This is a genomic window from Paraburkholderia fynbosensis (assembly GCF_902859935.1).
Lineage (GTDB): Bacteria > Pseudomonadota > Gammaproteobacteria > Burkholderiales > Burkholderiaceae > Paraburkholderia > Paraburkholderia fynbosensis.
This window is the reverse complement of record NZ_CADIKI010000023.1, coordinates 122,632-146,850: the sequence shown is the minus strand read 5'-3', so window position 1 is coordinate 146,850 and position 24,219 is coordinate 122,632. Positions and strand designations below refer to the sequence as shown.

At 61.9% G+C, this 24,219-nt stretch carries 23 protein-coding genes and 4 pseudogenes; 6 read left to right on the top strand and 21 right to left on the bottom strand.

Annotated features, from left to right (window positions below; genetic code table 11):
• Positions 1-342 (top strand): hypothetical protein, encoded by a 342-nt coding sequence (locus tag HV770_RS30760; protein ID WP_175165290.1) that lies wholly within the window; start codon positions 1-3, stop codon positions 340-342.
• Between the two features lie 661 nt (positions 343-1,003).
• On the opposite strand, the gene HV770_RS30755 is transcribed toward HV770_RS30760, so the two are convergent.
• The 3 genes and pseudogenes from HV770_RS30755 to HV770_RS39465 all read right to left on the bottom strand — a co-directional run bounded on the left by HV770_RS30755 (position 1,004) and on the right by HV770_RS39465 (position 2,897).
• Complete coding sequence (locus tag HV770_RS30755; RefSeq protein WP_175165289.1) at positions 1,004-1,456, bottom strand: universal stress protein; 453 nt, start codon at positions 1,454-1,456, stop codon at positions 1,004-1,006.
• Between the two features lie 474 nt (positions 1,457-1,930).
• Positions 1,931-2,098 (bottom strand): annotated as a pseudogene (locus tag HV770_RS39870) (IS256 family transposase); the annotation flags it as partial.
• A gap of 46 nt (positions 2,099-2,144) precedes the next feature.
• Positions 2,145-2,897 carry a type IV pili methyl-accepting chemotaxis transducer N-terminal domain-containing protein gene (locus tag HV770_RS39465; RefSeq protein WP_175165288.1) on the bottom strand — a complete coding sequence of 251 codons (753 nt, stop codon included), beginning with the start codon at positions 2,895-2,897 and terminating at the stop codon, positions 2,145-2,147.
• Between the two features lie 771 nt (positions 2,898-3,668).
• Here HV770_RS39465 and HV770_RS30740 point away from each other — a divergent pair.
• Complete coding sequence (locus HV770_RS30740) at positions 3,669-3,839, top strand: hypothetical protein (protein WP_175165287.1); 171 nt, start codon at positions 3,669-3,671, stop codon at positions 3,837-3,839.
• A gap of 764 nt (positions 3,840-4,603) precedes the next feature.
• Here HV770_RS30740 and HV770_RS39865 read toward each other — a convergent pair.
• From HV770_RS39865 to HV770_RS39000, 3 genes and pseudogenes are all read right to left on the bottom strand, one after another.
• Positions 4,604-5,011 (bottom strand): histidine kinase dimerization/phospho-acceptor domain-containing protein, encoded by a 408-nt coding sequence (locus tag HV770_RS39865; RefSeq protein WP_175165286.1) that lies wholly within the window; start codon positions 5,009-5,011, stop codon positions 4,604-4,606.
• A 10-nt stretch (positions 5,012-5,021) separates the two neighbouring features.
• Positions 5,022-5,267: pseudogene (locus tag HV770_RS30730) on the bottom strand (c-type cytochrome); the annotation flags it as partial.
• Between the two features lie 523 nt (positions 5,268-5,790).
• The gene (locus tag HV770_RS39000) at positions 5,791-6,096 is read right to left on the bottom strand and encodes a DUF4396 domain-containing protein (RefSeq protein ID WP_246291340.1); all 306 of its coding nucleotides are present in this window, start codon (positions 6,094-6,096) and stop codon (positions 5,791-5,793) included.
• 459 nt (positions 6,097-6,555) lie between these two features.
• On the opposite strand from HV770_RS39000, the gene HV770_RS30720 reads away from it, so the two are divergent.
• The 3 genes from HV770_RS30720 to HV770_RS30710 are packed head-to-tail and all read left to right on the top strand — an operon-like array spanning position 6,556 to position 9,666.
• Entirely contained in the window at positions 6,556-7,764 is a 1,209-nt protein-coding gene (locus HV770_RS30720; protein WP_175165285.1) for a paraquat-inducible protein A, read from the top strand.
• The gene (locus HV770_RS30715) at positions 7,757-9,052 is read left to right on the top strand and encodes an MlaD family protein (RefSeq protein ID WP_175165284.1); all 1,296 of its coding nucleotides are present in this window, start codon (positions 7,757-7,759) and stop codon (positions 9,050-9,052) included. Before HV770_RS30720 ends, HV770_RS30715 begins: the two co-directional genes overlap by 8 nt.
• A gap of 8 nt (positions 9,053-9,060) precedes the next feature.
• Positions 9,061-9,666, top strand: a complete 606-nt coding sequence (locus HV770_RS30710) for a PqiC family protein (RefSeq protein WP_175165283.1) — start codon at positions 9,061-9,063, stop codon at positions 9,664-9,666.
• A gap of 62 nt (positions 9,667-9,728) precedes the next feature.
• Here HV770_RS30710 and HV770_RS30705 read toward each other — a convergent pair whose 3' ends face one another.
• From HV770_RS30705 to HV770_RS30635, 15 genes and pseudogenes are all read right to left on the bottom strand, one after another.
• Positions 9,729-10,103, bottom strand: coding sequence for a sensory rhodopsin transducer (locus HV770_RS30705; RefSeq protein WP_175165282.1), 375 nt, complete (start codon positions 10,101-10,103; stop codon positions 9,729-9,731).
• Between the two features lie 196 nt (positions 10,104-10,299).
• Positions 10,300-10,956 (bottom strand): annotated as a pseudogene (locus HV770_RS38995) (tyrosine-type recombinase/integrase); the annotation flags it as partial.
• An 89-nt stretch (positions 10,957-11,045) separates the two neighbouring features.
• The gene (locus tag HV770_RS30695) at positions 11,046-12,032 is read right to left on the bottom strand and encodes an ABC transporter permease (RefSeq protein WP_175165281.1); all 987 of its coding nucleotides are present in this window, start codon (positions 12,030-12,032) and stop codon (positions 11,046-11,048) included.
• Positions 12,029-13,009, bottom strand: a complete 981-nt coding sequence (locus HV770_RS30690) for an ABC transporter permease (protein ID WP_175165280.1) — start codon at positions 13,007-13,009, stop codon at positions 12,029-12,031. Before HV770_RS30690 ends, HV770_RS30695 begins: the two co-directional genes overlap by 4 nt.
• Positions 13,006-14,580 carry a sugar ABC transporter ATP-binding protein gene (locus tag HV770_RS30685; protein WP_175165279.1) on the bottom strand — a complete coding sequence of 525 codons (1,575 nt, stop codon included), beginning with the start codon at positions 14,578-14,580 and terminating at the stop codon, positions 13,006-13,008. Before HV770_RS30685 ends, HV770_RS30690 begins: the two co-directional genes overlap by 4 nt.
• Positions 14,581-14,618: 38 nt before the next feature.
• Entirely contained in the window at positions 14,619-15,746 is a 1,128-nt protein-coding gene (locus HV770_RS30680) for a sugar ABC transporter substrate-binding protein (RefSeq protein ID WP_175165278.1), read from the bottom strand.
• Positions 15,747-16,087: 341 nt separating this feature from the next.
• Positions 16,088-16,790 (bottom strand): annotated as a pseudogene (locus HV770_RS30675) (LysR family transcriptional regulator); the annotation flags it as partial.
• Between the two features lie 349 nt (positions 16,791-17,139).
• Entirely contained in the window at positions 17,140-17,874 is a 735-nt protein-coding gene (locus tag HV770_RS30670) for a metallophosphoesterase family protein (protein ID WP_175165277.1), read from the bottom strand.
• Between the two features lie 29 nt (positions 17,875-17,903).
• Positions 17,904-18,410: a P-loop NTPase family protein gene (locus tag HV770_RS30665; protein ID WP_175165276.1), complete on the bottom strand. Its 507-nt coding sequence runs from the start codon at positions 18,408-18,410 to the stop codon at positions 17,904-17,906.
• 396 nt (positions 18,411-18,806) lie between these two features.
• A complete protein-coding gene (locus HV770_RS30660; RefSeq protein WP_246291338.1) occupies positions 18,807-19,304 on the bottom strand; it encodes a hypothetical protein in 498 nt (165 codons plus the stop codon).
• A gap of 972 nt (positions 19,305-20,276) precedes the next feature.
• On the bottom strand, positions 20,277-20,951 hold the full coding sequence (locus HV770_RS30655; RefSeq protein ID WP_175165275.1) for a GntR family transcriptional regulator: 675 nt from the start codon (positions 20,949-20,951) through the stop codon (positions 20,277-20,279).
• 126 nt (positions 20,952-21,077) lie between these two features.
• Complete coding sequence (locus tag HV770_RS30650) at positions 21,078-22,025, bottom strand: alpha/beta hydrolase (RefSeq protein ID WP_175165274.1); 948 nt, start codon at positions 22,023-22,025, stop codon at positions 21,078-21,080.
• Positions 22,019-22,297 carry a 2Fe-2S iron-sulfur cluster-binding protein gene (locus HV770_RS30645; RefSeq protein ID WP_175165273.1) on the bottom strand — a complete coding sequence of 93 codons (279 nt, stop codon included), beginning with the start codon at positions 22,295-22,297 and terminating at the stop codon, positions 22,019-22,021. Before HV770_RS30645 ends, HV770_RS30650 begins: the two co-directional genes overlap by 7 nt.
• A gap of 22 nt (positions 22,298-22,319) precedes the next feature.
• Positions 22,320-22,619, bottom strand: coding sequence for a hypothetical protein (locus tag HV770_RS30640; RefSeq protein WP_116124173.1), 300 nt, complete (start codon positions 22,617-22,619; stop codon positions 22,320-22,322).
• Between the two features lie 53 nt (positions 22,620-22,672).
• Positions 22,673-22,981: a 2Fe-2S iron-sulfur cluster-binding protein gene (locus tag HV770_RS30635; RefSeq protein ID WP_175165272.1), complete on the bottom strand. Its 309-nt coding sequence runs from the start codon at positions 22,979-22,981 to the stop codon at positions 22,673-22,675.
• Between the two features lie 235 nt (positions 22,982-23,216).
• On the opposite strand from HV770_RS30635, the gene HV770_RS30630 reads away from it, so the two are divergent.
• Positions 23,217-24,146, top strand: coding sequence for an ornithine cyclodeaminase family protein (locus HV770_RS30630; RefSeq protein WP_175165271.1), 930 nt, complete (start codon positions 23,217-23,219; stop codon positions 24,144-24,146).
• Positions 24,147-24,219 lie beyond the last annotated feature (73 nt).

The following is a 24,219-nucleotide window of genomic DNA, read 5'->3' as shown; positions in this document are numbered from 1 at the left end:
ATGAAATCGCGCTCCGTCCCGTCCGGCAGGGAACGCTTCTATGTCCTCGATGCGAAGAACAGATCTGTCGAGGTGCTCGATCGCGGCGAGTGGTCGCGCTGGATGACAGAGAACGAACTGATCTTCCGCCGCACGCTGCTGGACGAATCCGGTGTGACGGTCACCACCCGCTTTCGCGGTGTGTCCGAACCGAAAACCGGGGAGGGTTCGCTGTTCGTGACGCGCGTCGCCGGAATGGAAGCGCGAGACAACAAGAGCTACGGAGCACGCACGCTCGATGAGGCGCTGGAGCAGCATGAGCTCATCGTGCAGAAGATCGTCCGCATGCTGACCAGGCGGTGAACGCCACAGCACAACGATTCTCCTCGACCATAACTATCCCCCGCGCGGACGACATTGCCTGCCCGGGCGTCCGCCCGAAGGTCGCCGCGCCCAAAGTGACTATCTATCTGACTGACGGCCTGCAGCCTTTCGACCATGAAATCGGATTTGACGATGGCGCGCCACTCTCGTCCGCACGGTTGCAGCCGGAGACGCTTTCCAGCTGCGTCCCTGGCCTACGTCCGCCAACTTGACAACGCCGTCGGTTGCAGCAGTTGCCGTTCTTTGCCAAGCTGCTTGTCGCCCTAGTGACGCTCGGCCTCTTCGCAAGCAGCGACAGCTCCGCTTCGGTTACCGTAATTCCGTGCAACTTGCAGAGCTGACCCAAGCATCGCGAATCGCATGGGCTTGCACCTCGAATCAATTGCGATTGGCCTGGTAGATGACGAGGTTGACCAGCAGACGCGAAGTCTCGGTCAGTTGCGGCAGTTTCCCAGCTTTGATCTTTTGCGATTTCATGATTCTTCGGTGTTGTCCCAACGGGCTGCAAATGAGCGGACAGAGACAGCCTCGGGCGAACGCTCGATGAGCGCCGCCCGGAAGACGCGATAGGCGCTATGCGGTCGCAATCGCGCGGGCCGTGTGCCCGATTCGCCAGGTGCGGATTCTATGCCGATGGTGTTCAGTTCTCATGCCGCGATTTTTTCATCGTCGCCGGATCGCGCACGATGGTGACCGCGCACGGCGCGTAGGCGAGCACCTGGCGGGCGACCGAACCAATCAGCCAGCGATCGAACGGCGTATGTCCGCGATGCCCCACCACGAGATGGTCGATAGCTTGCCGCTCCGCATACAGCACGATCTCCTTGGCCGGCGGGCCGACCACGAGATCGAACTCCACGGCCCCGATCGAAGCGGCGAGCTTCGCCTTGATGTCGTCGAGGATCGCGGTGGCATGGCGCACTTCCAGATCGATCAGATCTTTTCGCTCAACTTCTATCGCGCCCCAGTCCGGCGTGCGCGCGACGACGAGTACATGCAGGTGCGCGTCGAAACGCTTCGCGAGATCGACCGCGAAAGCAACGGCATATTGCGCGGACGCCGATCCGTCATACCCAACCAGCACGTTCTGCATGATCTGCTCCTGTGCGGTTCAAACCGGGCTGTGACCTTGTGTGACGAAATGCATCGAGCCATTTGCGTGAACCGCGAGTGCTCCCCGACTTCACGGTGTCGGCGCGAAAGCATGAGAAATTGTCATGCCGACGACGTCGGCACCTGCGGTGTTGAATCAGTTGTCGTCGCTTCTGGACGGGAGATGCTCGTGAGGCTCGGGCTCTGCCGCGTCTGCGTTAGGAAGGTCGTCTGGGGCCGGACTTTGCAGGCCCTTCGGATCGGGCTGGCGAGTCGTGCCGGGGGAAGTTTGCGCGGAGTCGAGAGAGGTGCCGGTCGGCTCAGCGGATGGATTGGAGGCCATGATGTGCTCCTGCGCTGATGAATGCAGCTTCTACCATGATAATCCGCCTAGCCGATCTGAGTGAGACGCGCTGCCGGAGGTGTCAGAAATTTTGTGTGCCGAGGCCGGTTGAAAATCTCCGCCGATGCCGGCGATGAATCGCTCACCGAACGGAATGGCGAACTGGTTGACAGCTTGCCGCGAGATGATAGGCGGCATCTTCCAGTCTATTTCAATGTTGCGCAAGGCCAGATACAGCGGTTTGCTGGCGGCTTCGTCGCTCGGGAAGTGGCCGCGGTTCTCGACGATCTTGCGCAACTGTTGAACGGTGCATCGACAGGAACATGGCTCTCCGGGTAAATGGATTTCAACCTGTGTAACGGCTATGTAACCGTTGAGTTCCGGCTCCGTCGATTCGCCCTCGACGAAGCGCTACCGCGCCGTCCCTGACATCGGCAACTCCGCGTGCGCCGACGGCGCTTTGCACCAGGCTGTCCATTTCGCCGATCACGTGCGTCAGTTCCCCCGTAATGACGGCGAATTCGCGTCCGAACTGCCCGGCGCGCGCGGCAGCAACGCGCGCATTCAGCGCGACGATGTTTGCACGCATGGAGATCGCTGCCAGTTCGTCGACGACGGCTAACTGACGCCGGCGCGCCGCCGTCTCGACACTCTGCATTTCGTCCTGATACGCCTGCGTGATGGCCTGCAGAAGATCCAGCAGCGGAGAGGCTTCGTCGGTGAGCCGGCTAACGGCTTCGTCGCGGAGTACACAAACCGGTTGAGGGTTCCGTTCGAGCGCTTCGATGGCGTCCGCTGCGAGTCTCATGAAGGCACGAATGCGCTCGTCGGCCCTCTGCGAGCCAAAATAGAGGGCGCGTAGCGCGTCGGAGAACGGGCCGGGTAAACGATCGTCGCCGTCGACTAGCTGGGCATGCGCCTGCGCAAATGTCGCGAGGCACGTCCGGACGACGGCAAGCGCCGCCGCTTCGCCACGGACGCTCAGCAGAACGTGCAGCACGATGCGCTGCGAGAGCATGCGCTGCCGGCCCGCGAGGTTGATGAGTTCACCAACGATTTCCCCCGATACCGTATCTGTAACGTCCCGCTTGTTCATCATGAGTAACGCACCCGATCCCGAGAATGGTCCGATATGCGAGGCAAAGCGTAGTGCCCCGTTCTGGCAAACAAAAAAGCGTCCCGAAGCGCACCGGACATGGAAACTATGCCCACAGTGTCACTTCGGGACGCCGTTGCCCCGCATGATCAGCTCTACCCGCCGTTTTGTGCGGGGTCTTCGTTTCATTGGACCACCGTTGGCCCGACATTTTCGAGCAAGCAATACATGTGCCATCGGGTGGTCCGCGAAACTGCGCTCGTTGGCGACGAACAGTCACGGCGCCTGCGCTCAAACGCCCGGCCCCTTTGATGTGCCCGATGCGCCTGCTGTTGGTGCATCGCACCTGTTTCGGGCATACGACTAGATGGCTCACGGCTTTGCTCCAGGCGGCACAGCCGTGCGCGCGTGTCCGTCGTTGCAGCTCGCGATTTCCGCTAGCGGTGTCCACAGAAGCGCTAACTGTCCGCTAATTCAGCTAGCGTGCCTTGCCGTGGCAGCGGAAACTGCAATCCTCGCGATAACGATTTATCGCCCCGAGAGCAGCTGCAAAGTTCGCCGCATTGCGTAAAGCAGATGCCGCAACGTCTCAAGCGGCGTGTGATGCACGCTGCAATAGTCCACTGTTGGGTCGAGCCATTCTCTCTTCCAACGCCGAGCTGTCTTCGCCGTTGATTCGCTCATGTAGGGTGGTTGTAACCGGCACTTCGGACATAGAAGTCCCGGTACATGCCTTGCTGCATGACGGATGTGATGTGACGCGGGAGAAGCAAAATGGACGTGCTGAAAATTGCAGAAGAAGCGGGGTTGTCTGTGTTGCTGGACGGACGGATTGGACGGCAGGAATACACCAGCGTGTCCGGCTCCGTCGCTGCATTGCTGAGGTTTGCCGAAGCGATACGCGCCGACTCGACGCCTCAATCGCGAGCGCCAGAACGGACCTGAAACGGATCGCCACGGCGTGGCGACCGGCCGGTTCCTCCTTGACGATCGAACCGAGCGCGCGTCAGTGTGCATCGATCCTGGGGCGGAATGCGGCTGTGGCGGTATTGGCACGGGCAAAGGCAGTGCCGCGCCAATACCCATGGCTCGGTGATGTGCCCCAGCGGGCGGAGGGAGGCTTCTGCCGCGCCGGATGTCGGTCCGTATGGCGTCCATGGGCGATAGCAGGTGCGATTTTCGCAGGGAGATTGAAGCGGAGGACTACGGCGCATCGGGCGGCCCGGCACCTTCCCGCGACGGCAATCGAAAGAGTCACGCGGAGATCCCGGACAACCGGAATGTTGGACCGATAACCGATTTGCCAGCTGCAAATCGGTCGGATACCGTACAAAGCGCAGAAGACGCACGCGAACGACGCAGCATGCCGCGCCAGAAAACACGCTGGAGTCGTCCCAGGACAGGAACCCCGTCCCACCAGGATCGACGCGGAAACAGCGCAAGGTCGTGACTCAGCCACGTCACAAGATTTCGCCGGCGCAGGTCGCGACACTGCCGCAGTCCGCAACGGGTTCGACGCAGCCCGGATTGCCGCGGCCGGTCTACGCGCTGGACCCATCCCATGAAAGCCCGCTCATCAGATCCTCGCGTAGAAACACCGCGCGCCGTCTATTACGCATTGACATCGAACGTCGCGGTCGCGATCTGCAAGTATGCAGCGGCGTTTTATACGAACTCGGGCTCGGCGCTCGCGGAGGCCAGTCTCCCGGTTACCGGAAACGTCCGATATTGCGCAATGTCTGGATGAGCTGGTCCGGATCCACCGGCTTGGCCAGATGCTTCGTAAACGCGGCCTCAGTCGAGCGGGAAATGTCTGCGTCGCTGCCCTGGATCTGCGCCGGAAGCGCGGCCTGATAATGCTTCATCGCGTGAGCACCAGCGCGGATCGGCGCCAGCGGATTACGGAGTTCGTGAGCAAGCGTAGCCACAAACACGTCCTTTTGGCGGTCCTGCGATCGACGGTCGTAAAAAACTCCACGCCAGCCGCGCTCGCCTTCCCATATTGCGCGAAGCCGCAGTTCCGCCGCCGAGCCTTTCGGTAACCTGCCGAATTCCGGCGACTGCTCGAACACCACGCCGTCCGATTGCCCAACGCTTCGATCACCGGTCGCCGACATCGTCTTTTCCTTACCTGAGAGTAGCGAGATACGCGGACGGATCGTCCGCTTGAGCCGGCGTCCGTTTCATGTCGGGCATGAGCGTGCCCGGCTTAATCTCCTGTACATGCTGAACCCAGTCCACCAGGTTCTCCGGTGTATTCACGAGCGTGCCCGCGGCGAGCAGCCTGCGCGAGCCGACGTGCGTGAGATCCGGCGCCTGCACACCGGCTGCCGCAGCGTGATCGGCAACGTCGCGTTGACAGGACAACGGATCAGTACCGCATGATGTTGGCTGTGATCGCTTGCCACGCATTCGCAGACTCATAGAAATAGACCTGCAAGCACATTGCAAGCGGGTCCGTCGGCTGCGATGGCGAAGCACCTCAACTTCCGCGCGTTAGCAAGTCATTCCAAAGGCGGTCCCAGGCGAGTGACAAAAGACGCCCGGCCAACTTCACTTCTCTGCGTCGGCTGAAGAGCCGGATGCCATGTCATGCATTGCCTTTTTTCAAACGACTTGTAATAACGATCTGACGGTGATCTGCAATTGGCGGACCTGCGGCACGTCATCCAGCTCTCGCCTCACATCTGCTCCTTAACGCCCGCGGCAATCAGCCACTAGTTGACGGGGTAGCTCGTCGCGAATCCGCCACCATCGCGAGCGGCACGGCAAACCAGAACCCCGGGCGCCACTTCTGCAATGCCGCCCTACATCGGCTCGAACCAGATGAACTGGATGATAGTCACCAGCCCGTACATGCCGATCCGCCACGCGTTGATCGAGGCGATGCCGGCCTTCAGCGCCGCTGATTACACCTTGTCCGACCGGAAAGACCGCGCATAGGCTTGATGGTGAAGTCCTGGAACAGAACGCCAAGCAGAAAGACAACGGGAAAGTCGGCAATCCCCACCGCGAAGGTCTTTTCCTCGAAGAGCGAGTGCCAGGCCAACCCCGCGGCGATGACCGGAAACATAAAGGCCGCCCATTCGGCAATGATGTCGCCCAGCGTGCAACCCGCGCCGCAGTGGCTGCAGCCTTTGAGCACCATCACCGGGAAAGCGGGCTTGCTGGATCGGCCGCTGTCGTGCTCGCCGTGCGGCACATTGCGGCCCCATGCGGTAAGCAGCCAGCCACAAGACGGTGCTGAACAGCGCGGTGAGCGGCCGCACCAGGTTCATGATCCACATCTTCTGCGGCAGGCGGAACTCATCGACGACGATCACGACGGCACAGAGAGCGCCGAGTACAAGCCATGCAATCGAAAGACCGTGGAGCCAGCCAGGAAAAGTACCGTAGGCCATCAGCCTCTCTCTCAATCGGTTGTCAAAGCGTCGGTGCCGATTACGACGGGCAATCGGATTCGATTGAATCCCATTGCAAATTGGTGGGGCGAATGCAAGGCGACGCCATACCTCCGAGGTTTCGTGCGATGCCCCACAGAAAGCTGGATCGATTCGCCGCAAATCGCCGGGCTGTGGCATGCGTAATGCGTTAGCCCAAATTAAACCTCCAGGGTTCGTCGGACGTTTCATCTGGTCCGCAAAGTGCGAGGAGCAATCAATTGACAATCGGCTGCCCGGAATGCGGTGCGCTGGAGGACATTCCTCCCCTACCCGCGCGCGCGGCCGCTTATTGCCATGTTTGCCGTTGCCCCCTGGAGCGGCGCAGCGGGCGAAGCATCGACGGCGCGTTCGCGTGCGCCACTGCAACCTTCGTTCTACTGTTCCCCGCCAACCTGTCGCCGCTGATGACGGTGCACATACTCGGCACGGGTCATTCGTCCGTACTGGCATCGGGACTTGTGTCGCTGACGCAGGAAGGATGGGTGCTGCTAGCTGTAATGCTGGGCATCTCGGGCGTCGCGCTGCCATTCATCCGCTTCGGCGCGCTGTGCATCGTGCTGGGCGCGATCCGCTTCGGCCAGACGTTTCGCGGCATCGGTGCGATGTACCGATGGGCATTGTGGCTCGATCCCTGGACCATGCCCGACGTGTTTCTGGTCGGCTGCTTCGTCGGCTATTCGCGCGTGACGCAGAATCTGACGAGCACCGTCGGGCCCGGCGGTTATTGCTTTATCGCTGCTGGCTTCCTGTCGATGTTGACGCGCGCGGCGCTCGATCGCCGCGCGGTGTGGCGCGCAATCGGCGCCGAAAATCAGCCCGTCGCTGACGAGTCGACGCTCGCCTGTTCCGCGTGCGACATGATGTTGCCCACCTCTTGCGAAGGACTTCCCTGTCCGCGATGCGGGCTTAAACTGCAGGCGCGCAAGCCCGACGCAATCGCCCGCGCGACTGCGCTGTCGTTGGCCGCACTCGTGCTGGCGATTCCCGCCAACCTCTTTCCAATGACGATATCGACGCAACTTGGTCGCGATGTGCCGGTGCGAATCGTGGACGGGGTCGGGCAGCTCTTCTCCGCGGGACTCTGGCCGCTCGGCATTCTGATCTTCTGCACGAGTATCGCGATTCCCTTTGCAAAGATCTTTGGAATGGCATGGTTCGTCACTTCAGTACGGCGCCGCTCGCGCAGGCATCTGCGCGCAAAGTCCCACCTCTACCGGTTGATCGATGAGTTGGGCCGTTGGTCAAATGTCGACGTATTCACCATCGTCGCGTTCGTGCCGCTGATCCAGCTCGATGGAGTGGCATCGGCGCGCGCGGGTCCGGGCGCCACGGCCTTCGCACTAGTCGTGTTTCTGACGATGGCGGCATCGCGCAGCTTCGATCCGCGCCTGATGTGGGACGTGCTTCCGGAGGACGGCCATGAGTGACGGACCTCCACGACGCACGCAGGCGGACGTCAAGCGGACTTCCTGGCCTGGCTGGATCTGGTCGGTGCCGATCGCGGCATTGGCGGTGGCCGGCTGGCTCGGCATTCGTGCGCTGGTGCAAGGAGGCGAAAAAGTCACCGTCACTTTCGATAACGCTTACGGCATGAAAGCCGACGATACGAGTGTCACGATGCGCGGGCTCAAGATAGGCTCGGTGTCCGAATTGACGCTCGCGCCGGACGGACGCCACATTAAAGCGATACTGAAGATCGACCGCGCGGAACAACAGTATCTGCGCAGCGGCACGCGTTTTTATCTGCACGGAGCCAAGCCCGACATTGGCGATCCTTCGTCGTTGAAGGGATTAATTTCGGGTCCGCAGATCGTCATGGAACCGGGACCAGGCAAACCCGCGAGGGAGTTCGCCGGCACCGACCGCGCGCCTGCGCTGGCGCCGGAACATCGACCGACGGTTCGCTATGTCGTCTACCTCAGCGGCCCCGCGGGCGAGCTCGAACCCGGCGCGCCTGTCGAGCTGCTGGGCTTTCCGGTCGGCACCGTCATCAAGACGACGCTCAACTACGATCCGCGTACCGGCTCCTTGACGACGCCGGCTGAAATCGCGCTCGATCCCTCACAACTTGGCTTCGTAAACGGAACGCCCCGTTCCAGCAGCGATGCGAAAACGCTGGTCGATACAATGCTCGAGCGGCTCGTGGCCGAAGGTCTGCGCGCGCAGTTGACGCAAGATCCGCCACTGGTCGGCTCGCGCAAGGTGAAGCTCGACTTCGTGCAGGATGCGCCGCGCGCCACGCTGATGACGGAGAACGGCGCCACGGTCATTCCAGCTGCGTCATCGGCGGGCGTCGACGGGATCATTTCGAAAACCGATCAGATCATGGCGAAGATAAACGGTCTACCGATTCACGAGACCGGCGAAGATGTTCGCAAGACGGTGTCGCAGCTTCGACGGCTCGCTTCATCGCCGAAGATCCGCGACACTATTTCGCATATCGACGGAGCCGCCGCGCAAGCCGACAAGACGCTTCAGCAAGTCTCTCCGCAGATTCGCGCACTCGCTGCACAATTGCGCGAAACGGCCAGCGAAGTGGAGAGCACCGCGCGCGCCGCTAATCGCACGCTCGGCCAAGGCGGCGGCAGTCAGAACGACTTGCCCGATACGCTGCGCGAACTGACCAACACCGCGAGATCTATCCGGGCACTGGCCGATCATCTCGATGAACACCCGGAAGAACTTGTGCAAGGACGTCCGGGGAACGCCAAATGAAGAACATCATGCGAGCAATTGACTACCGCTGTCGATTGCGAGCACTGCTGGCGGCGGCCTTAATCGCACTGGCCGTTACGCTTGTCACAGGCTGCGCGCATAGTCCGCCCACTCAGTACTTCACGCTGAATGCCGTCGCACCCGCAACGACGGTGACCGGCAACATCCGTCCGTTGCAACTGACGGCCGTGCATATTCCTCCTGAACTCGACCGGCAGGAAGTCGTCGTCGGTCTGTCCGGTACTCGCCTGCTCGTCGATAACGATTCACGCTGGGGAGCGCCGCTTGCCGACCTGATGCGCCGCTCGCTTGCGCAGGACTTGCTTCAGCGATTGCCATCCGGCGCGTTCGTGCTTCCTGATTCTCCCGCGCCAGGCGGAACCCGCTCGCTGGTCGTGACCGTGCTCCAAGCCAGCACTGACGCCGATAAGGTCATGACGGTGCAAGCGTCGTGGACGTTGATCGAAGGACAAGATGCGGCGCAGAAAACCACGCGATTCGCGACGCTGACGTCCGCCGTTGGTGCAGCAGATACTGCTACGCAAGTGGCGACGTTGAGCCGTCTTTTCGGCCGGTTAGCCGATCTGATTGCCGCGTCTGCGATGGACCGATAGAGGCGCGGCACGCCAGGGTCGACGGCACGATTGGCCTAAGAAAGAAGGCGGCGCCCCGCACCTCAGTCACTAGCAAATGCAATTGTAGACAGCAGTGCCAGCTCGGCTTGGCGCGAATCAAGGCGCGTGTGCTGCACGACTACGGGAACGTCCGACTCAAATACGCTGGCGTACTCCGTGCCCGTTGGAATACGCTCCGGTTCACTCAAGTCGTTGAACCGCATGTGCAGTGTCCGTCTCGCAGGGACTGTGACATGGTATGGACCCGCCGGATCACGATCCCTGAACAGAATCGTTAGCTCGATATGCGCGTCTTCGTCGCCGGCGTTTAAAATGCACGCCGCCTCGTGGCTGGTCAAGTCGGGACCATCGCCAGTACTGTACTGCGGCAGATAGCCCTCCGCAATCGCCCATCGGGTTTTTCCGATCGCCTGCATAACCCCTCCCGCCTTTCGGACTCTATGGCGCAGCCCGCGCCTGCGCAGTGAACGTCGCGCAACCACCATGCCCGGCGGTCACGACGATCTGCGTTGCATCGCTTTTCAGGTAGCTAATGGGCTTTACGTGGTCTGCCAGGCGCATGTTTGATCCTCCGGTTGCAGCGTCCTTTAGCGCAGCCGCGTCCCGATCCCAGATTTCGGTTTGCTCAGATATCTCAAGGGCATCGTCGACCTCAATCCCGAGATATCGAACGGTGCTTTCCAATTTGCTGTGACCAAGCAGGAGTTGAACGGCTCTGAGGTTCTTCGTACGCTTGTAAATCAAGGTGGCCTTCGTCCGCCGCCTCGTGTGCGTGCCCTAAGCGGTCGGATCAAGATCCGATTGCAGCGACCCACTGGTGAACCATCCTGGCCTATTGTCGCGTCGAAATGTGCGGCGAGCGAGAAAGCCGACTCGCGAATAGGTACTGATCGGACCTCAGCCTGGCTTTCTCAATCCATGCAGCAACGGCAGTGCGAGCTGGCTCCGTGACCTCAAACTGCACGGGCCGTTCGGTCTTGCTCTGCATTATCATCGCACGCGGTAGTATCTGATTTCCGTGAGTCACGTCGCGTGACGTGCAGGTTGACGATATCGCAACCGCGCAGCTTACTGTCGATTCGCAAGATTGAATAACGCAAGGTCGCGAACCGCATGCGCGTTCTGCAGGTGAATGCGGCTTGCCCGGACGTCTTTTGGCTTCAACGGCGGTTTCTGACCGATCGGCTTGGCCTTGTTCCAAGGCTCCTGGTTTTGAATCTTCCCATGACAGACTCCCCTTGAGTTGATGGGAGATATATTGTCTGCCATTGTTTTGCCGCCACACCGGTTCCATTCGGTCTACTTACCCGAATCGGCCATTGGCGGATTGCAGACGGCTGGCGGCCCAGCGGCTCAACCTACGCCTCCCGCTTGCTACGCCCATACAGCAGCAGCATCGCCGCGATCACCACGCCGTAGATGATCTGACGCCCCGCCTCCGGCATCTGCGCGACCGAGAGGATCGATTGCAGTAGTGTGATGAGGATCGCGCCGGCCACCGTGCCGAGGTACGAACCCCGTCCACCCAGAATCGACGTGCCACCGAGCACGACCGCCGCGATCGCCGGCAACAGGTAAGCATCGCCCATCGACTGTGCCGCCTTCGACGCATAGCCCGCGAGCAGCACGCCGCCGAATGCCGCGAACGCGCTGCACACGGCGAACGCGGTCACTGTGACGAGTCGCGTATCGATCCCGGAAAGATACGCCGCGCGCTCGGTGGTGCCGATCGCGTATAGCGTGCGGCCGAAGGTCGTGCGCGACAGCAGGAACATCGTGGCGCCGCCGATCACCACCCACAGCGCGACGGCATTCGGAACGCCCGGCACAAGCCAGCCCGCCGCGAGCCATCGCATCACCTGGGGCGCAGAATCCTGCGGCGACGATCCGCCGGTATAGACAATCATGATGCCCTGCGCGACCGCATTGGTCGCGAGCGTCGCGATCATCGACGGGATGCGCAGCAGCGCGACGAGGATGCCGTTGACGATGCCGATCAGCACGCCGCAACTGATCCCGACCGGAATCGCGAGTATGCGCCCGAGTTCGCCGTGCCCCCCGACCGCGCAAGCCATCATCGCGCCGACGGTGATCGTCCACGGCAGCGACAGGTCGATGTGGCCAAGCAGGATCACCATCATCAGGCCGGTCGCAATGATGCCGAGAAATGCGCCGACCTTCAGTTGCAGCAGGATGTATTCCGGCGACGTGAAGTTCCGCGAATACATACCGCCGACGAGCAGCAGCGCGACGATACACGCGAATGCGATCACAATCGGCTTGTCGATCCTGCGGGTGAGCCTGGACACGAACCTGGTCCGGCTGGTCACGGAAGCGTGGCTCATTGAAACCACTCCAGACGGTTGCGCACTCTGAACAACCCGCACGCGCCGATCGCGACAGCAAGCAGAAGAATCACGCCCTGGAATAGCGGCTGCCACAGCGCATCGACGTTGAACACGAACAGCAGATCGCCGATGGAACGGAACGCGAATGCGCCGAAGATCGCGCCGATTGCGCTGCCCTTGCCGCCGAGCAGCGACACGCCCCCGATCACTACCGCAGCGATCGAAAACAGAGTGTAGGAGTTCGCGCTGCCGAGGCTCGCTTCGCCGGTGTCCGTGAAAAACGTCAGAAACAGGCCGCCTGTTGCCGCGAGCAGGCCAGCCAGCGTATAGCTCGCGAACTTCGCGCGGCGGATCGGCATGCCGGACAGGAAAGCCGCGGCTTCGGACGACCCGGTCGCGTACGCCGCGCGTCCAACCGCCGAGCGTTTGAAAGGAATCCAGACGATCACGATCGCGGCGAGCAGAATCAGCAAGCTCGCTGGCAGGCCGCCGGCGACCTTGCCGGTCAGTGCGTCGGCGAGGTCCTCGTTGATCGATCCGCCGGGCACCGGGCGCAGCAGCAGCGCCAGTCCGTAGTAGACGGCGCCCGTCGCAATCGTCGTCACGATGGGCTGCAGCCGGCCGAAAATGATGATGACGCCGTTCAGCATGCCGCACAGCGCGCCCGCCGCGAGCACACCGGCAATGCCAAGTGCGCTGTGCAGCGAGTCGCCCGTGACGATCCACGAGCCAATGCAATTGGTCAGCACCAGCGTCATGCCAATCGACAGGTCGATGCCGGCGGTCAGCACGACGAGCGCCTGTGCCATCGAGACGAGCGCGAGCAGTACCGCTTTGTTCGCGGCCGTCTGAAACACGTTGGCCGACAACGCCGATGGAAAGTTGAAGAGATAGATTGCGAACATCAGCACGAACAGGCCGAACGCGAACACCGCTCCGCGATTCTCCGCATACGAGTAACGCAGCCCGTTCATAGCGCAACTCCCGTGGAAGGCGAAATCTGCCCGACGGGCAGGTCGAGCGCACTGGCAATCAGGTTCTGCTCGGTGATCGCCGAGCCGACGAGTTCCTTCTTGATCCTGCCTTCGTACAGTACGAGCACGCGGTCGCAGCATCCGATCAGCTCGTCATAGTCGGTCGAATAGAACACGATCGCGGCGCCTTCGTCGGCGAGGCGCCTGAGCAGCTGATAGAGCTCCTGCTTGGTGCCGACGTCGATACCACGCGTCGGATCGCTGAGCAGCAGGATCCTCGGCTGCCGGATCAACCACTTCGCGATGACCACCTTCTGCTGGTTGCCGCCCGACAGCGAGCCCACGGGCGCGTCGATACCGAACGTCTTGATCGCAAGCAGCTCCATCATCCGGTCGACGAGCGACTGCTGGCGGGCGCGATCGATTATGCCGGCCGTGGACATGCGATCGAGCGCGGCAAACGACAGGTTCTCGCGTACCGACATCGGCAGCATCAGGCCTTCGGTCTTGCGGTCTTCCGGTATCAGCGCCATGCCGATGCCGTTGGCGCGCGCGGCCGTCGGGCTGCCGATCGACACCGCTTTGCCATCGATCTCGATCTTGCCCGCACAACCGCGCAACACGCCGAACAACGCGAGCAGCAGTTCGCGCTGGCCTTGTCCGTCGAGGCCGCCCAGCCCAAGGATTTCGCCAGGCTTCAACGAACAGCTGATGCCCTGCAGCGTGCCGCTCCACGTGAGATCCCGACAGGCGAGAACCGGAGCGGCGGCGCGGCCGTCCGCGGGCTGGTCCGCCGGATTGGCCGCGGGTTTGGCAGGAAACGCATGCTGGTACTTCCGGCCGATCATCATTTCGACGACCTCATTGTCGGAGCGCGTGCCTGCCTCGAAGCTCATCACGTGACGACCGTTCCGATAGACCGTGCATTCGTCCGCGAGCGCCTTCACTTCGTGCATCCGGTGCGAGATGAACAGCAGCGCGAGCCCCTCTTCGCGCAGGCGCTTGAGCACCTCGATCACGCGCGCGACGTCGGCCGCGGTCAGCGCCGACGTGGCTTCGTCGAGGATCAGAATGCGCGGCGCGTGTGCCAGTCCCTTCGCGAGTTCGACCATCTGCTGGCGCGACAGCGGCAGGTCCCGGACTTTCGCAAGCGGATTGATGTCGGCGGCGCCCGCCCGCGCCAGCGCCTCCTCGGCCTGGCGGCGCTGGGCCCGCCGGTCGATCATCCCAAAACGTCGCGGCGGGTTCGAAGCGAAGATGTTGTCCGCCACGCTCAGGTCCGGGATCAGCGACAACTCCTGATACACGCAGACGATGCCCGCCGCGTTCGCCTCGGCGGGCGACCCGAACGAGACCTCCCGGCCATCGAGCTGCATCCTGCCCTCGTCCGGTTGCACGACGCCGGACATCACCTTCAGCAACGTGGATTTACCCGCGCCGTTCTCGCCGAGGATCGCGTGAATGCGGCCCTTGCGTACCGTGAGCTCGGCGTGATCCAGTGCGATGGCGCCGCCGTAGCTTTTCGACACACCAGACATCTGAAAGAACGGCTGCTCTGCATCCTGCGGCATGCTTCGTCTCCGGTCACAGCGGCGGGGCCATCATCCGATCACTGGTTGCCCTGGCTCTGCTTCATGATTTCCTGCGCAGAGAAATTGATGCCGCAAGTCGGAAACGAGTTGCCGACAAAGAAGTTATCGGAGTCGTTCGGAAAATAGTTGACGTTCGCCTTCAGCTTCGAATCGTCGGTGACGTCGAGCGGCAGCTTGATCGCGACCGGGATCGTCTGGCCGTCCAGCGCAGCGAGCGCCGTCTTGATCGCCACGGCCACCTGCGCGGGACCGGTGCCCGCCGACGTGCACTTCAGGCCCTGGCTCCCATATTGCGCGCAGAACTTGCGAAAGCCGTTCTCCGTCTCGCCGCCGAAAGGCACGAACGGATGTTTCGCATCGATCATCGCACGCACTACGCCCGTGTCGCCGCCTTGCGCCGAAATTCCATCGAAATGCCCTTGCACGGCAATCGCGTCGGCGACGGCCTTTTGCGCGACCCCGTCGTCCCACTTACCGTAGACCTGGACGACGTTCCACTTCTTGCCGGTGTCGTCCAACGTCTTCATAAAACCATTGTGGCGGTCGGTGTCGACCGACGTGCCCGCCACCCCGCGAACCTCAAGCACCTTGCCTCCGGTCGACAGGTGGCCCGCGAGCCACTTGGCCCACAGCACTCCGAGCCCATACTGGTCGACGTTGACGTTGATTGCGTCTTCGCTGTCGAGCGTGTTGTCGAAAGCGATCAGCACGACGCCAGCTTTCTTCGCGCGGCGGATCGCGGGGCCGAATGAGGAAGGATTCTGCGCGTCCACGATGACCGCGTCATAGCCGGCATCGATGAAGTTGTTGACGGCCGAGATCTGCGCCGGTACGTCCTCGCCGGTCGAGACGACCTTGAATTCCTTGAGCTTGGCGGCGACGTCCGGTTGCGCCGTGTAGGCCTTGGCCGTCTTGATCATTTGGATACGCCAGGTGTTCGCAATGTAGCCGTTCACGAGTGCGATGCGGTATGGCCCGTTCTTCTTCGGATACTTGACGAACTTCGTATCGCTCTTCCACGGGACCAGGCAAGTAGGATCGCTGGACGGCCCGGAAACGATCGAAGCCTGCGCGAAAGCCGCGCTTGTGCAGAGCGCCAATGCGGCGGTCGTTGCCGCTCGAAGCACGTGAATTCCTGAAAGCATGTCGTCTCCTTTTTGTTCGATTGGACGTACCGATTGCCGGCGCACAAGGCTGGTAGCGGATTGCCGGCACGGGCTGCGTGAAACACGAAACCTTGCGGAGTTGCTATAGCGGGACTGGATCGGACTTGCAGAAGCACCGTTTCAACGGCGCCTGTTCGAAGCGAAAAGAAGGACATGCGCATATGCGTTCCCGTTTGACACTACTGGCATACCAACCTGCGCGCGATAGTGGTTTACCAGTGCTTCTGGCGCACCGGGCGACCGGGCTGAAACCCTTGGTGGAAGGGGTTGGGCAGTCGTGAACGAATGCCGCGGCGCACGGGGACTGGTGCACAATTTTGACTAAGTTCAGCCGTCGCCCGGCGGCTCTGCTCACAGTATTCATGACACGCCGCACGCGCCGGGTTCGCCGCGCCGCGCACGAAAAGCGGAAGGCTGCAGCGGCAGTTCGACCACTTTGCCTCGCGCGATCAGATCATTTCGCGAATAGACGCGGACCCGCCGCCACGCCGAGGCCGTCGCCTACCATTGCACGATCACCGAAATCGACGGCGAACCGGTGATGCACGACCCGCGAGCGGCACCCCGTTGGCGAGCGCGCGCTTGCAGACGACGTCCTCCAGCGCGCGATGCGGTGCCGTCCCACGCCCGAATGTCAGGATCGGATGACTTAGCACGCGTTTCGCGAGTCCGCTGCGCGAAAGCGGCAGCAGCCCCGCGTGTGCGATTCAATGCACGAATAATTCGCCAGCGCATTACATACGACGGATTCCTCGTCGCTGCCTTCCACGCGCATGCTGAGATCGAGTTCTTGGCGTAGCCGAGCAGATATTCGCCGTTCAGCGTGAGCCGGAATTCGCGACTCTCGCGATCGACGAGTACCCTATGCCATTCGCCTTCCAGTGCCTTCAGACGCTGCCAGATCGCGGCAGGCGTAGCGTGCAGCGCCGTCGCCGTGGTCCGGAAGCTGCGCAGCTTGGGGAGTGTGACGAAGGTTTCGAGAAAGCGCGCGTCAGCTTTCGCGTAGAGCTCGTCCCCGCGCACATCCAATGGATGCGCGTGTGGCCAGGCCAGCGTCAGTTCACGGTCTGTCATTGGTACTGGAAATTGAGCCGCAAGCGCGGCTTGCGAGTACCCGCGCTGGACGCCTCTGGCTGGAGCATCATGCATTGATGGGACGCTAGCGGCGCTGCAGCACCGGCTTTTGTTCGGCCATTGCCGCCATTCGGACGGGCCGGGTGCACCGTCAGCAATGTCGCGGCTGATTGCTGACGGTGGCGGCATTGGGCAGCCGGACGGCAGCTTCTTGCATCAGCGAACTCACACTCCCGACCCACAAGAGACCGTGACATTGAGCCGAAGCGGACATCCGGTCATGAATCCGATAGCGAGTTCAGCAATATCCGGTGCGAAGCGCGGTTTCCCAATCAGGCCGTCCGTTCAATGCGGCCAAGTCCGCAGCCTCATGCCAGTTATATTCGACGGCTCGAAACTCCACGTCCCATCCCGACGCAGCTCTCGTTACGGTTGCGTAACGCGCATGCGGTGAACCCATTTCCATACGATGTGGAAATGGACGGTCATCCCCGTACGCTTGCAGTCCAACGCTGCCAGGGTTCACGATCAGGCGCCCATCATCGAGCGTTATCGACCGTTGCAGGTGCGTATGTCCGCAGAGAATCAATGTTGCATCGGCATCACCAGCGCGGCCTTCCACTTCATCGTGAGTCGCCACTCGGCATCCGCTCTCCGTTACGGTCTCGAGGAAATAGCTCAGATCGCTTTGTGGCGTGCCGTGCACCAGCAGAACGTCATCGCCGAGTCTTAGTGTGGTGGGCAACTCGCGTATCCAGGCGAGTTGATCGTCGCGCAGGGAATGGCGCGCAAAACCATCGGATGGTCCCATACGAGAAGGATCACCCGCAAGAAGCTGTCTTTCATGATTGCCTTTGATCGTAGGCAGGCCGAGGGGTTTTAACCGATCGGCGGTTTGGGACGGATAGAGGGGGCCGGACAGAATGTCGCCGAGGTTAACTATCACATCAGCCCCTTGCCGACGGACGTCGTCTAACACGGCGTTCAGCGCCGCAAGGTTGCCGTGAATGTCCGAGAGGGCTGCGATTTTCATGGCGCTAATAGGTTTGAATTCTTGGATCGTTAATCAGCGCGTAATTGGCCAACGCCTGCGAAGGCGGTGACTTCGTCTCGTGTCTGGAGACAGTGTTTCGCCCGCGCGAAGGAACGGAAGATGGCATCATGCGCCGCGTAAGAACTTGAGCCACTACGCGCCCGATAACTCTTTGCCCATTGCAATAGCTCGGCGAATGATTGAGCGCACGCACCACGTCGTATCCCGCGTTGCTCAATGTTTGCAACGCATTCAGACTCGTCAATCCGCACCCAGATCAGGGCAGTTGCGGTCGAAAGAAGTTCCGACACGATCCAGCCATAAATACCTTCAATTATCCAAAAATCAGCACTTGCGGCCTCGCGCGCCAGCGCGAGCACGTCTTCGCGTTTCCGCGCGACGTTGTAGCCACCCGGTTCCCAATGCAGCAGATCGAGATCAAGCCACGCGCAACCGAGCGATTCAGCCAGTTGCTCTGAAAGCCAGCTTTTTCCCGAGCCTGAATTCCCGATCACTAATGTCTTCGCCAAATTCATTTGAAGTGACTCTTGGTTCATCGTTTATGAAGCGATCGTCGACAATTCCAGCAGTCTAGTCGACTGACCGGTTTTTGGCCGACTTCCATCTGATTGGCCATCCACGAACCGTCAACCGCCATCAAACTATCTGACGTGTCAATCGACTGGAACCGCGAGGTATGTGCATAAAAAGCCCCGCCGCACGAGCTGGCGCAATCGCGCGGTACAACGAGACTTTACGCCCCGCCACGGTCCATCCCAGACCGTGGCGAGATTTTGTGACGATTGGCAAACGTCCGCTGCGGCCCAATTGTGGTTCCGGCGCGGCTGGCAAGGCTGAGAACTTGAGTCGCCTCGAGATGCGTGCAATCACTGCATCGGACGCGACTCGGGATGGGTGAACCGGCGAAACGGTTAAGGGATTCGATAGCTGCCAGTCTTCTTGCCAATGTAGTTGTAGGTTCCTTTGTCGGAGGGCAAAGCGAGCACCTGCTGCCAGTCGAAGTGTCCTTCGATACCTTTGTATTTCCCGGTGCCGGAGCCGAGCGTTCCCTTGCCGGTGGTCGAGCCGCCTTGATAAGTGAAAGCCTCAATGAACTTGTCGCCGTCCTTGTCCGAATACACGCAGTAACCGGTCGCGGTGCCCGCGCTGAAACCCGCCTCCACGCAGCGCGCGGTCACGTTCCTCATCAAGGGTGAGTTGTTGTTGCTTGCCATCAATAGCGTCGTTTCAAACAGATACACCGCGTCGTCGCCGCTGACGCTGATGTTCCTCACGTCGGCACCGGCCGCGGTGTAGGTTGCTTCGATGTTGCCTTGCTTCGGAAGCGCCTGAGCCGATGCGGACGATACCCAGACAAGGTCCGCGATCAGCATGGCAATCAAGCTGCCCGCATTGCTGTTGTTCATCATGGTCGTCACCCTCCACACTGTTTCATTACCTGCGCGGTCAAATGAACAGGCGTGTGGCGTCCTCCGGCAGACCGCTTCCCGGCGACGATGAATACATATTTGACTGGTAGTTGATCGGACCGTGACGAGCGAATCGGCGGGTGAATGTCCGGGTGACTACGCACTTTCTTTTTATAGAGCTTTCCAACTGAAAGGTCTAGCGCATCCGCTGCGCGCCCAGCGTTTCGGCCGACGTTCCCGGCAGGGTGGCCGAATCGTACTAGGCAGAAGGCGAAGTCCGTGGAACGCGTCCGGAGATCGGTGAGCCGCGGCTTTAAGCGGATCCGTCGTTCGCGCGACCCTGCAAATGCGCGGGCCGACTACCATTCCTGGCCCACCCCGGAAGTTAGCAAACGACCAGGGCGGACGACACGGCGTCTCGGCGCACTACCGCAGGCGACCCATTGCTGCCGGTGGGGCCGTCGAAGCCAGAAGGGCTGGCTTCTGGGTGGTAAGGGTCATTCGATACTGTCAGTCTGGAACAAGTCATTGGCCGGTGCGACCGGCGGGCCGCCCCCTGCCTTGATCAATTACGGTCCGAAGTCGAAAGGCGGCAGGGCCAGAACGTGTCACCGAAGATCTCTCGAAACGATAACTGAGCGGGCACGCCGACAAGCAGCCCCTAGCGATAGACGGCGCGCAGACGCCGGGCGGTGGCGACGGTTCTCAGTGCACTAGCTACGCGATATCAGAACGTATCCTGCCCAAGTAGCTAGGCCGCTTCGCTCCTGCAGCAAACAGTCCTCGTGTGAACCCCATCACCTCGTTGCCAGCGTCGACTTCACCGGTCCCGTCTGGCATGTGCTCAGGAACGCTATCTCTGTCTTTGACAGATCGGCAGTTGCGATGTCAGATGCGCGCAGCAACACGCCGCGGCCAGACGGGTCGAGCAACAGAAATGATGCCATTGGATACACGGGATTCTGCAATCCGTCAGCGCGCAAAACGCTCGAGATAATGCTGCGCCGCGCGCGTCACATGGCGCTCGGCGAGCAAGGCCGCGAGCGCCGCATCGCCAGATTGCACCGCGCGCAGGATCGCCGCGTGTTCGTGCCAGGTGACGCGCACCTCTTCGTCGTTCGCGTTCACGAACAGTATGCGCGTACGGTCGCGCAGCGAGCGCATCAGGTCCGACAGCATCGAATTGGCGCCGGCCGCGTACAGCAGGTCGTGAAAGCGCGCGTTCAGTTCGAGCAGGCCCGCGGCCTCGCCGGCCGCCACCTTCGCGTTGCCCTCCTGCAGCACCGCCTCGATCTGCGCGACGAGTTCCGGCGTGCAATGCTCGGCGGCGAGGCGCGCGTTGAGTCCTTCGAGGGTCGCGCGAATCTGCACCATCTCGCGCGCCGCCGAAGGATCGAGCGACGCGACCACCGCGCCATGCCGCGGGCGCACCTCGACGAGCCCCTCCGCCGCGAGCGCGCGCAGCGCTTCGCGCACCGGCACGCGCGACACTTCCAGCTCCTCCGCGATCCGCCCTTCGACCAGCCTGTCGCCGGGCGCGTACTCACCCGTTGTGATCGACTCGCGCAAGCGGGCGATCACCAGCTCCGAAAGCTGCTTGTGCATGATCGGCTCACGCCCGTTTGCGCTGATGGCTCCCCGCACCATGTTGACTCTCCACGTCTGACCGTTGCTCCAACTGTTGGCGCAATTCTAGCAGCGCCAGGGTTTTCGTAGACTGTAGACATGATACGAAACGCGAATGTGCTGCGCGCCGTCATACAACGTGCGCGGTCAACGCGGCGCCGACGCGATGAACGCGAGAATTTCGCGTCCCAGATACTCCTCGCCGGAATTGAAATGCGCGACGATCGAAGTGTGATTGTGGCCGCGCATCTGCACGAAACGCGGCGGCACGCCGCGATGGCGCAGCAGTTCGATAAAGAACGCGGCGCCGTAGTCGTCGAGAAAGCGGTTTTCGTATTCGGCCACCGCGATCATCACCGGTACATCGCAGCGAGCCGCGTGTGTGAGCGGCGAGCGCTCGGCGTAGCGCGATTCGTCCGCGCCGAAATAGGCGCGCACCGGGCCCGCGTTCGGATTACGTGGATCGACGTCGGCAAAGAGACGCGCGCTGATCAGCACGAGACCGGCCACATCGCGCGGTCTTACAGCGTCCGCAAGCGTCGGATCGAACAGGCAGCTCGCCGCGTGCGCGCCGCCCGCCGAATGCCCGATCACGAAGATGCGCGCGGGGTCGATGCGCCAGCGCGCAGCATGTTCGCGCAGCCAGCCGAGCGCGCTGGCGACGTCCTGCGCGCCGCCCGGCCACGGCGCTTCGTCCGCGAGACGGTATTCGACGTTCACCGCGACGAAGCCCTGACGCGCAAACCAGTGACACACGTTGTCGTAGATCGCGCCGTTCACGCTTTTGCTGCCGCGCACGAATGCCCCGCCATGCACGAACAGCACGGCTTCGCGCGGGGTATCGGCAGGTGTGTCGAGCGGCTCGAACACGTCGAGCACCTGACGCGGATGCACGCCATACGCAAGCTCACGTTCGACGCGCGTTTTGTCCATCGGCGCGGCCATCACGAGCGGCGTGTAGCAGTCGATCACCGCCTTGCGGTTCGCGATGATGTCGTCATTCCAGCGCGGCCCCAGCGCGAGCATGTGCTCACGCTGCTCCGGAGCGAGCGGGCCGAACGGCGCGAACGCGGAGTCGTCCTCGCGGCTCACCATGACACGCTCACATTGCCATTGACGAAAGTCTGGCAAGCCATCCGGTAGCCGCTCGCCAGTTCCTCGGCGCTCAGGTGACGACGCTCCTTCTGCTTGACGTCGTCGGTATGTTCGCGGCCTGCTTCGACCTTGCACTTGCAGGTCCCACACAGGCCGCCGCCGCATTTGAACGGAATGCCGCCCTGCTCGCGCAGCGACACGCGCAACAGGTTGCTATTGACGGGCGCTTCGACGGTCTTGCCGCCATTGCTCAGGAAAGTGATCTGCACCATTGCGATTCCAGAATCCTCAGTCTCAGTTATTGCGCCGGCTCACACGCGCCTCTTCGTGGCCGTGGCCGGTCAGGTCTTCGATTGATTGCAGAGCGTCACGCAGCGTCGCGAACTTCTCGAAGAATTTCGTCGGCACGAGGTTGACCGTCTGCGGCCCCGTTTCTTCGACGATGCGCACGCGCGAGTCGCCCTCAAGTTGGGCGACGACGAATTCGGCGACATGCCGCGCGCCGTAAAAGTAGTCGTGCGTTTCGACAGGCGTGATGCCCGGCGTCGGCTCGCTGCGGTATTGGCCCGGCCGGCTCGTGAGTACGATGTACATGCGATGTCCCCGTTGCGGACGCCCGCCTGCGCGCTCCGCATTCATGTTGGCGTTCACGGCTCGACGGGCAGGTCGTCCTGCTCGAGTTCGATGTCGTGCTCGATCCACAACTGGCACGCGAGCCGGTAGCCCTCGTCGAGCCGTGCGCCCAGTTGCTTTTTCTCCTTCCAGTTAGGCGGCGGCAAATACTCGCCGCCCGCCAGCACGCGGCACGCGCAGCGCGCGCATTTGCCCATCCCGCACTCGTAGCGCAAATGCGGAAACGGAAACTGCTTGATGCCCGCGCGAACGACGAGATTGGTGTTTTCCTTCACCTCTGCCTCATACACCTCTGCGTTCCTGCGGAACACGACGACTGGCATGCATCCTCCTGCGACCAGAATTACGGACCCTTCGCTTGAGTGCGAAAGCGATGGAATCAGTGTACCGCGTTTTGGAACATTGTATACCGTTATCAAAACACATTAGCCGTCGCGGAAAAGACGGCGGGCCAAGACGCTGTGGTTCATGGCACTAGCGAATCTCCCCGCTGGCCGCCACGTCGGTTTAAGTATACCGTATACGACTCCACGACCACTCAACCAAGGACACCAACCCATGATTCACTTGACCGACGCGCAAATAGACGAACTGATCGACTTCGAACACGCAATCCCCGCACTGGAAAGCGCATTTCGCCAACACGCGCGCGGGGCCGCCGCCGTCCAGCGGCGTGTGCGAACCGAAGCGGGCGGGACCAAGCTCTCCACACTCGGCGCGGTGCTGCCCGACGCCGATGTCGCCGGCGCAAAGGTCTACACGACGATTCGCGGCCAGTTCAATTTCGCGATCATCCTGTTCCGCGCATCCGACGGCCAATGCCTCGCCACGCTCGACGCGAACGCGATCACCCGGCTGCGCACCGCCGCAACCACCGTGCTCGTGGTGCGGCGTCTCGCGCGCAGCGGCGCGCACACCGCCGCGATCTTCGGCACGGGCGTGCAAGGCCGCGCGCATGCGCACGCGCTGGCGATGTTCACGGAGTTGAAGACGCTTCGGATCGTCGGCGTGGAAGGCGACGCCGAGCTTGCGCACGCGCTCAACGAAGCACACCGCGCGCGCGGCGTGACGGCGAGCGCAATGGACACCGCGCGGGCCCTCGACGGCGCCGACGTGGTCGTCACGGCAACGCGCGCGACCACACCGCTCTTCGACGGCAACGCAGTGATGCCGGGCGCGCTTGTCGCGGCGATCGGCTCCAGCCTGCCGCACGCGCGCGAGGTGAGCGACACTGCCTTGTCCCGCGCGAGCCGCATCGTCGTGGAATTGCGCGATCAGTCGCGCGACGAAGCGGGCGATCTCGTGCTGGCCGCGCCCGGCGTAGTGGACTGGTCGAAGGTGGTTGAGTTGGGTGAGGTGCTCGAAGACGATGCGCTCGCCCGTCAGCGTGACGACGAGATCATCGTGTACAAGGCGGTGGGGATCGGGTTGCAGGATGTTGCGCTCGCGGCGCTGGCGTATCGGCGGTTTGTCGAGCGCAACTGCTAAGGCCTGCGTGAAATGGCTCGGCTTGTGAGCCGGGCCATGTGCCATGTTGATCAGCTTCGTTGCATCTTCAGCG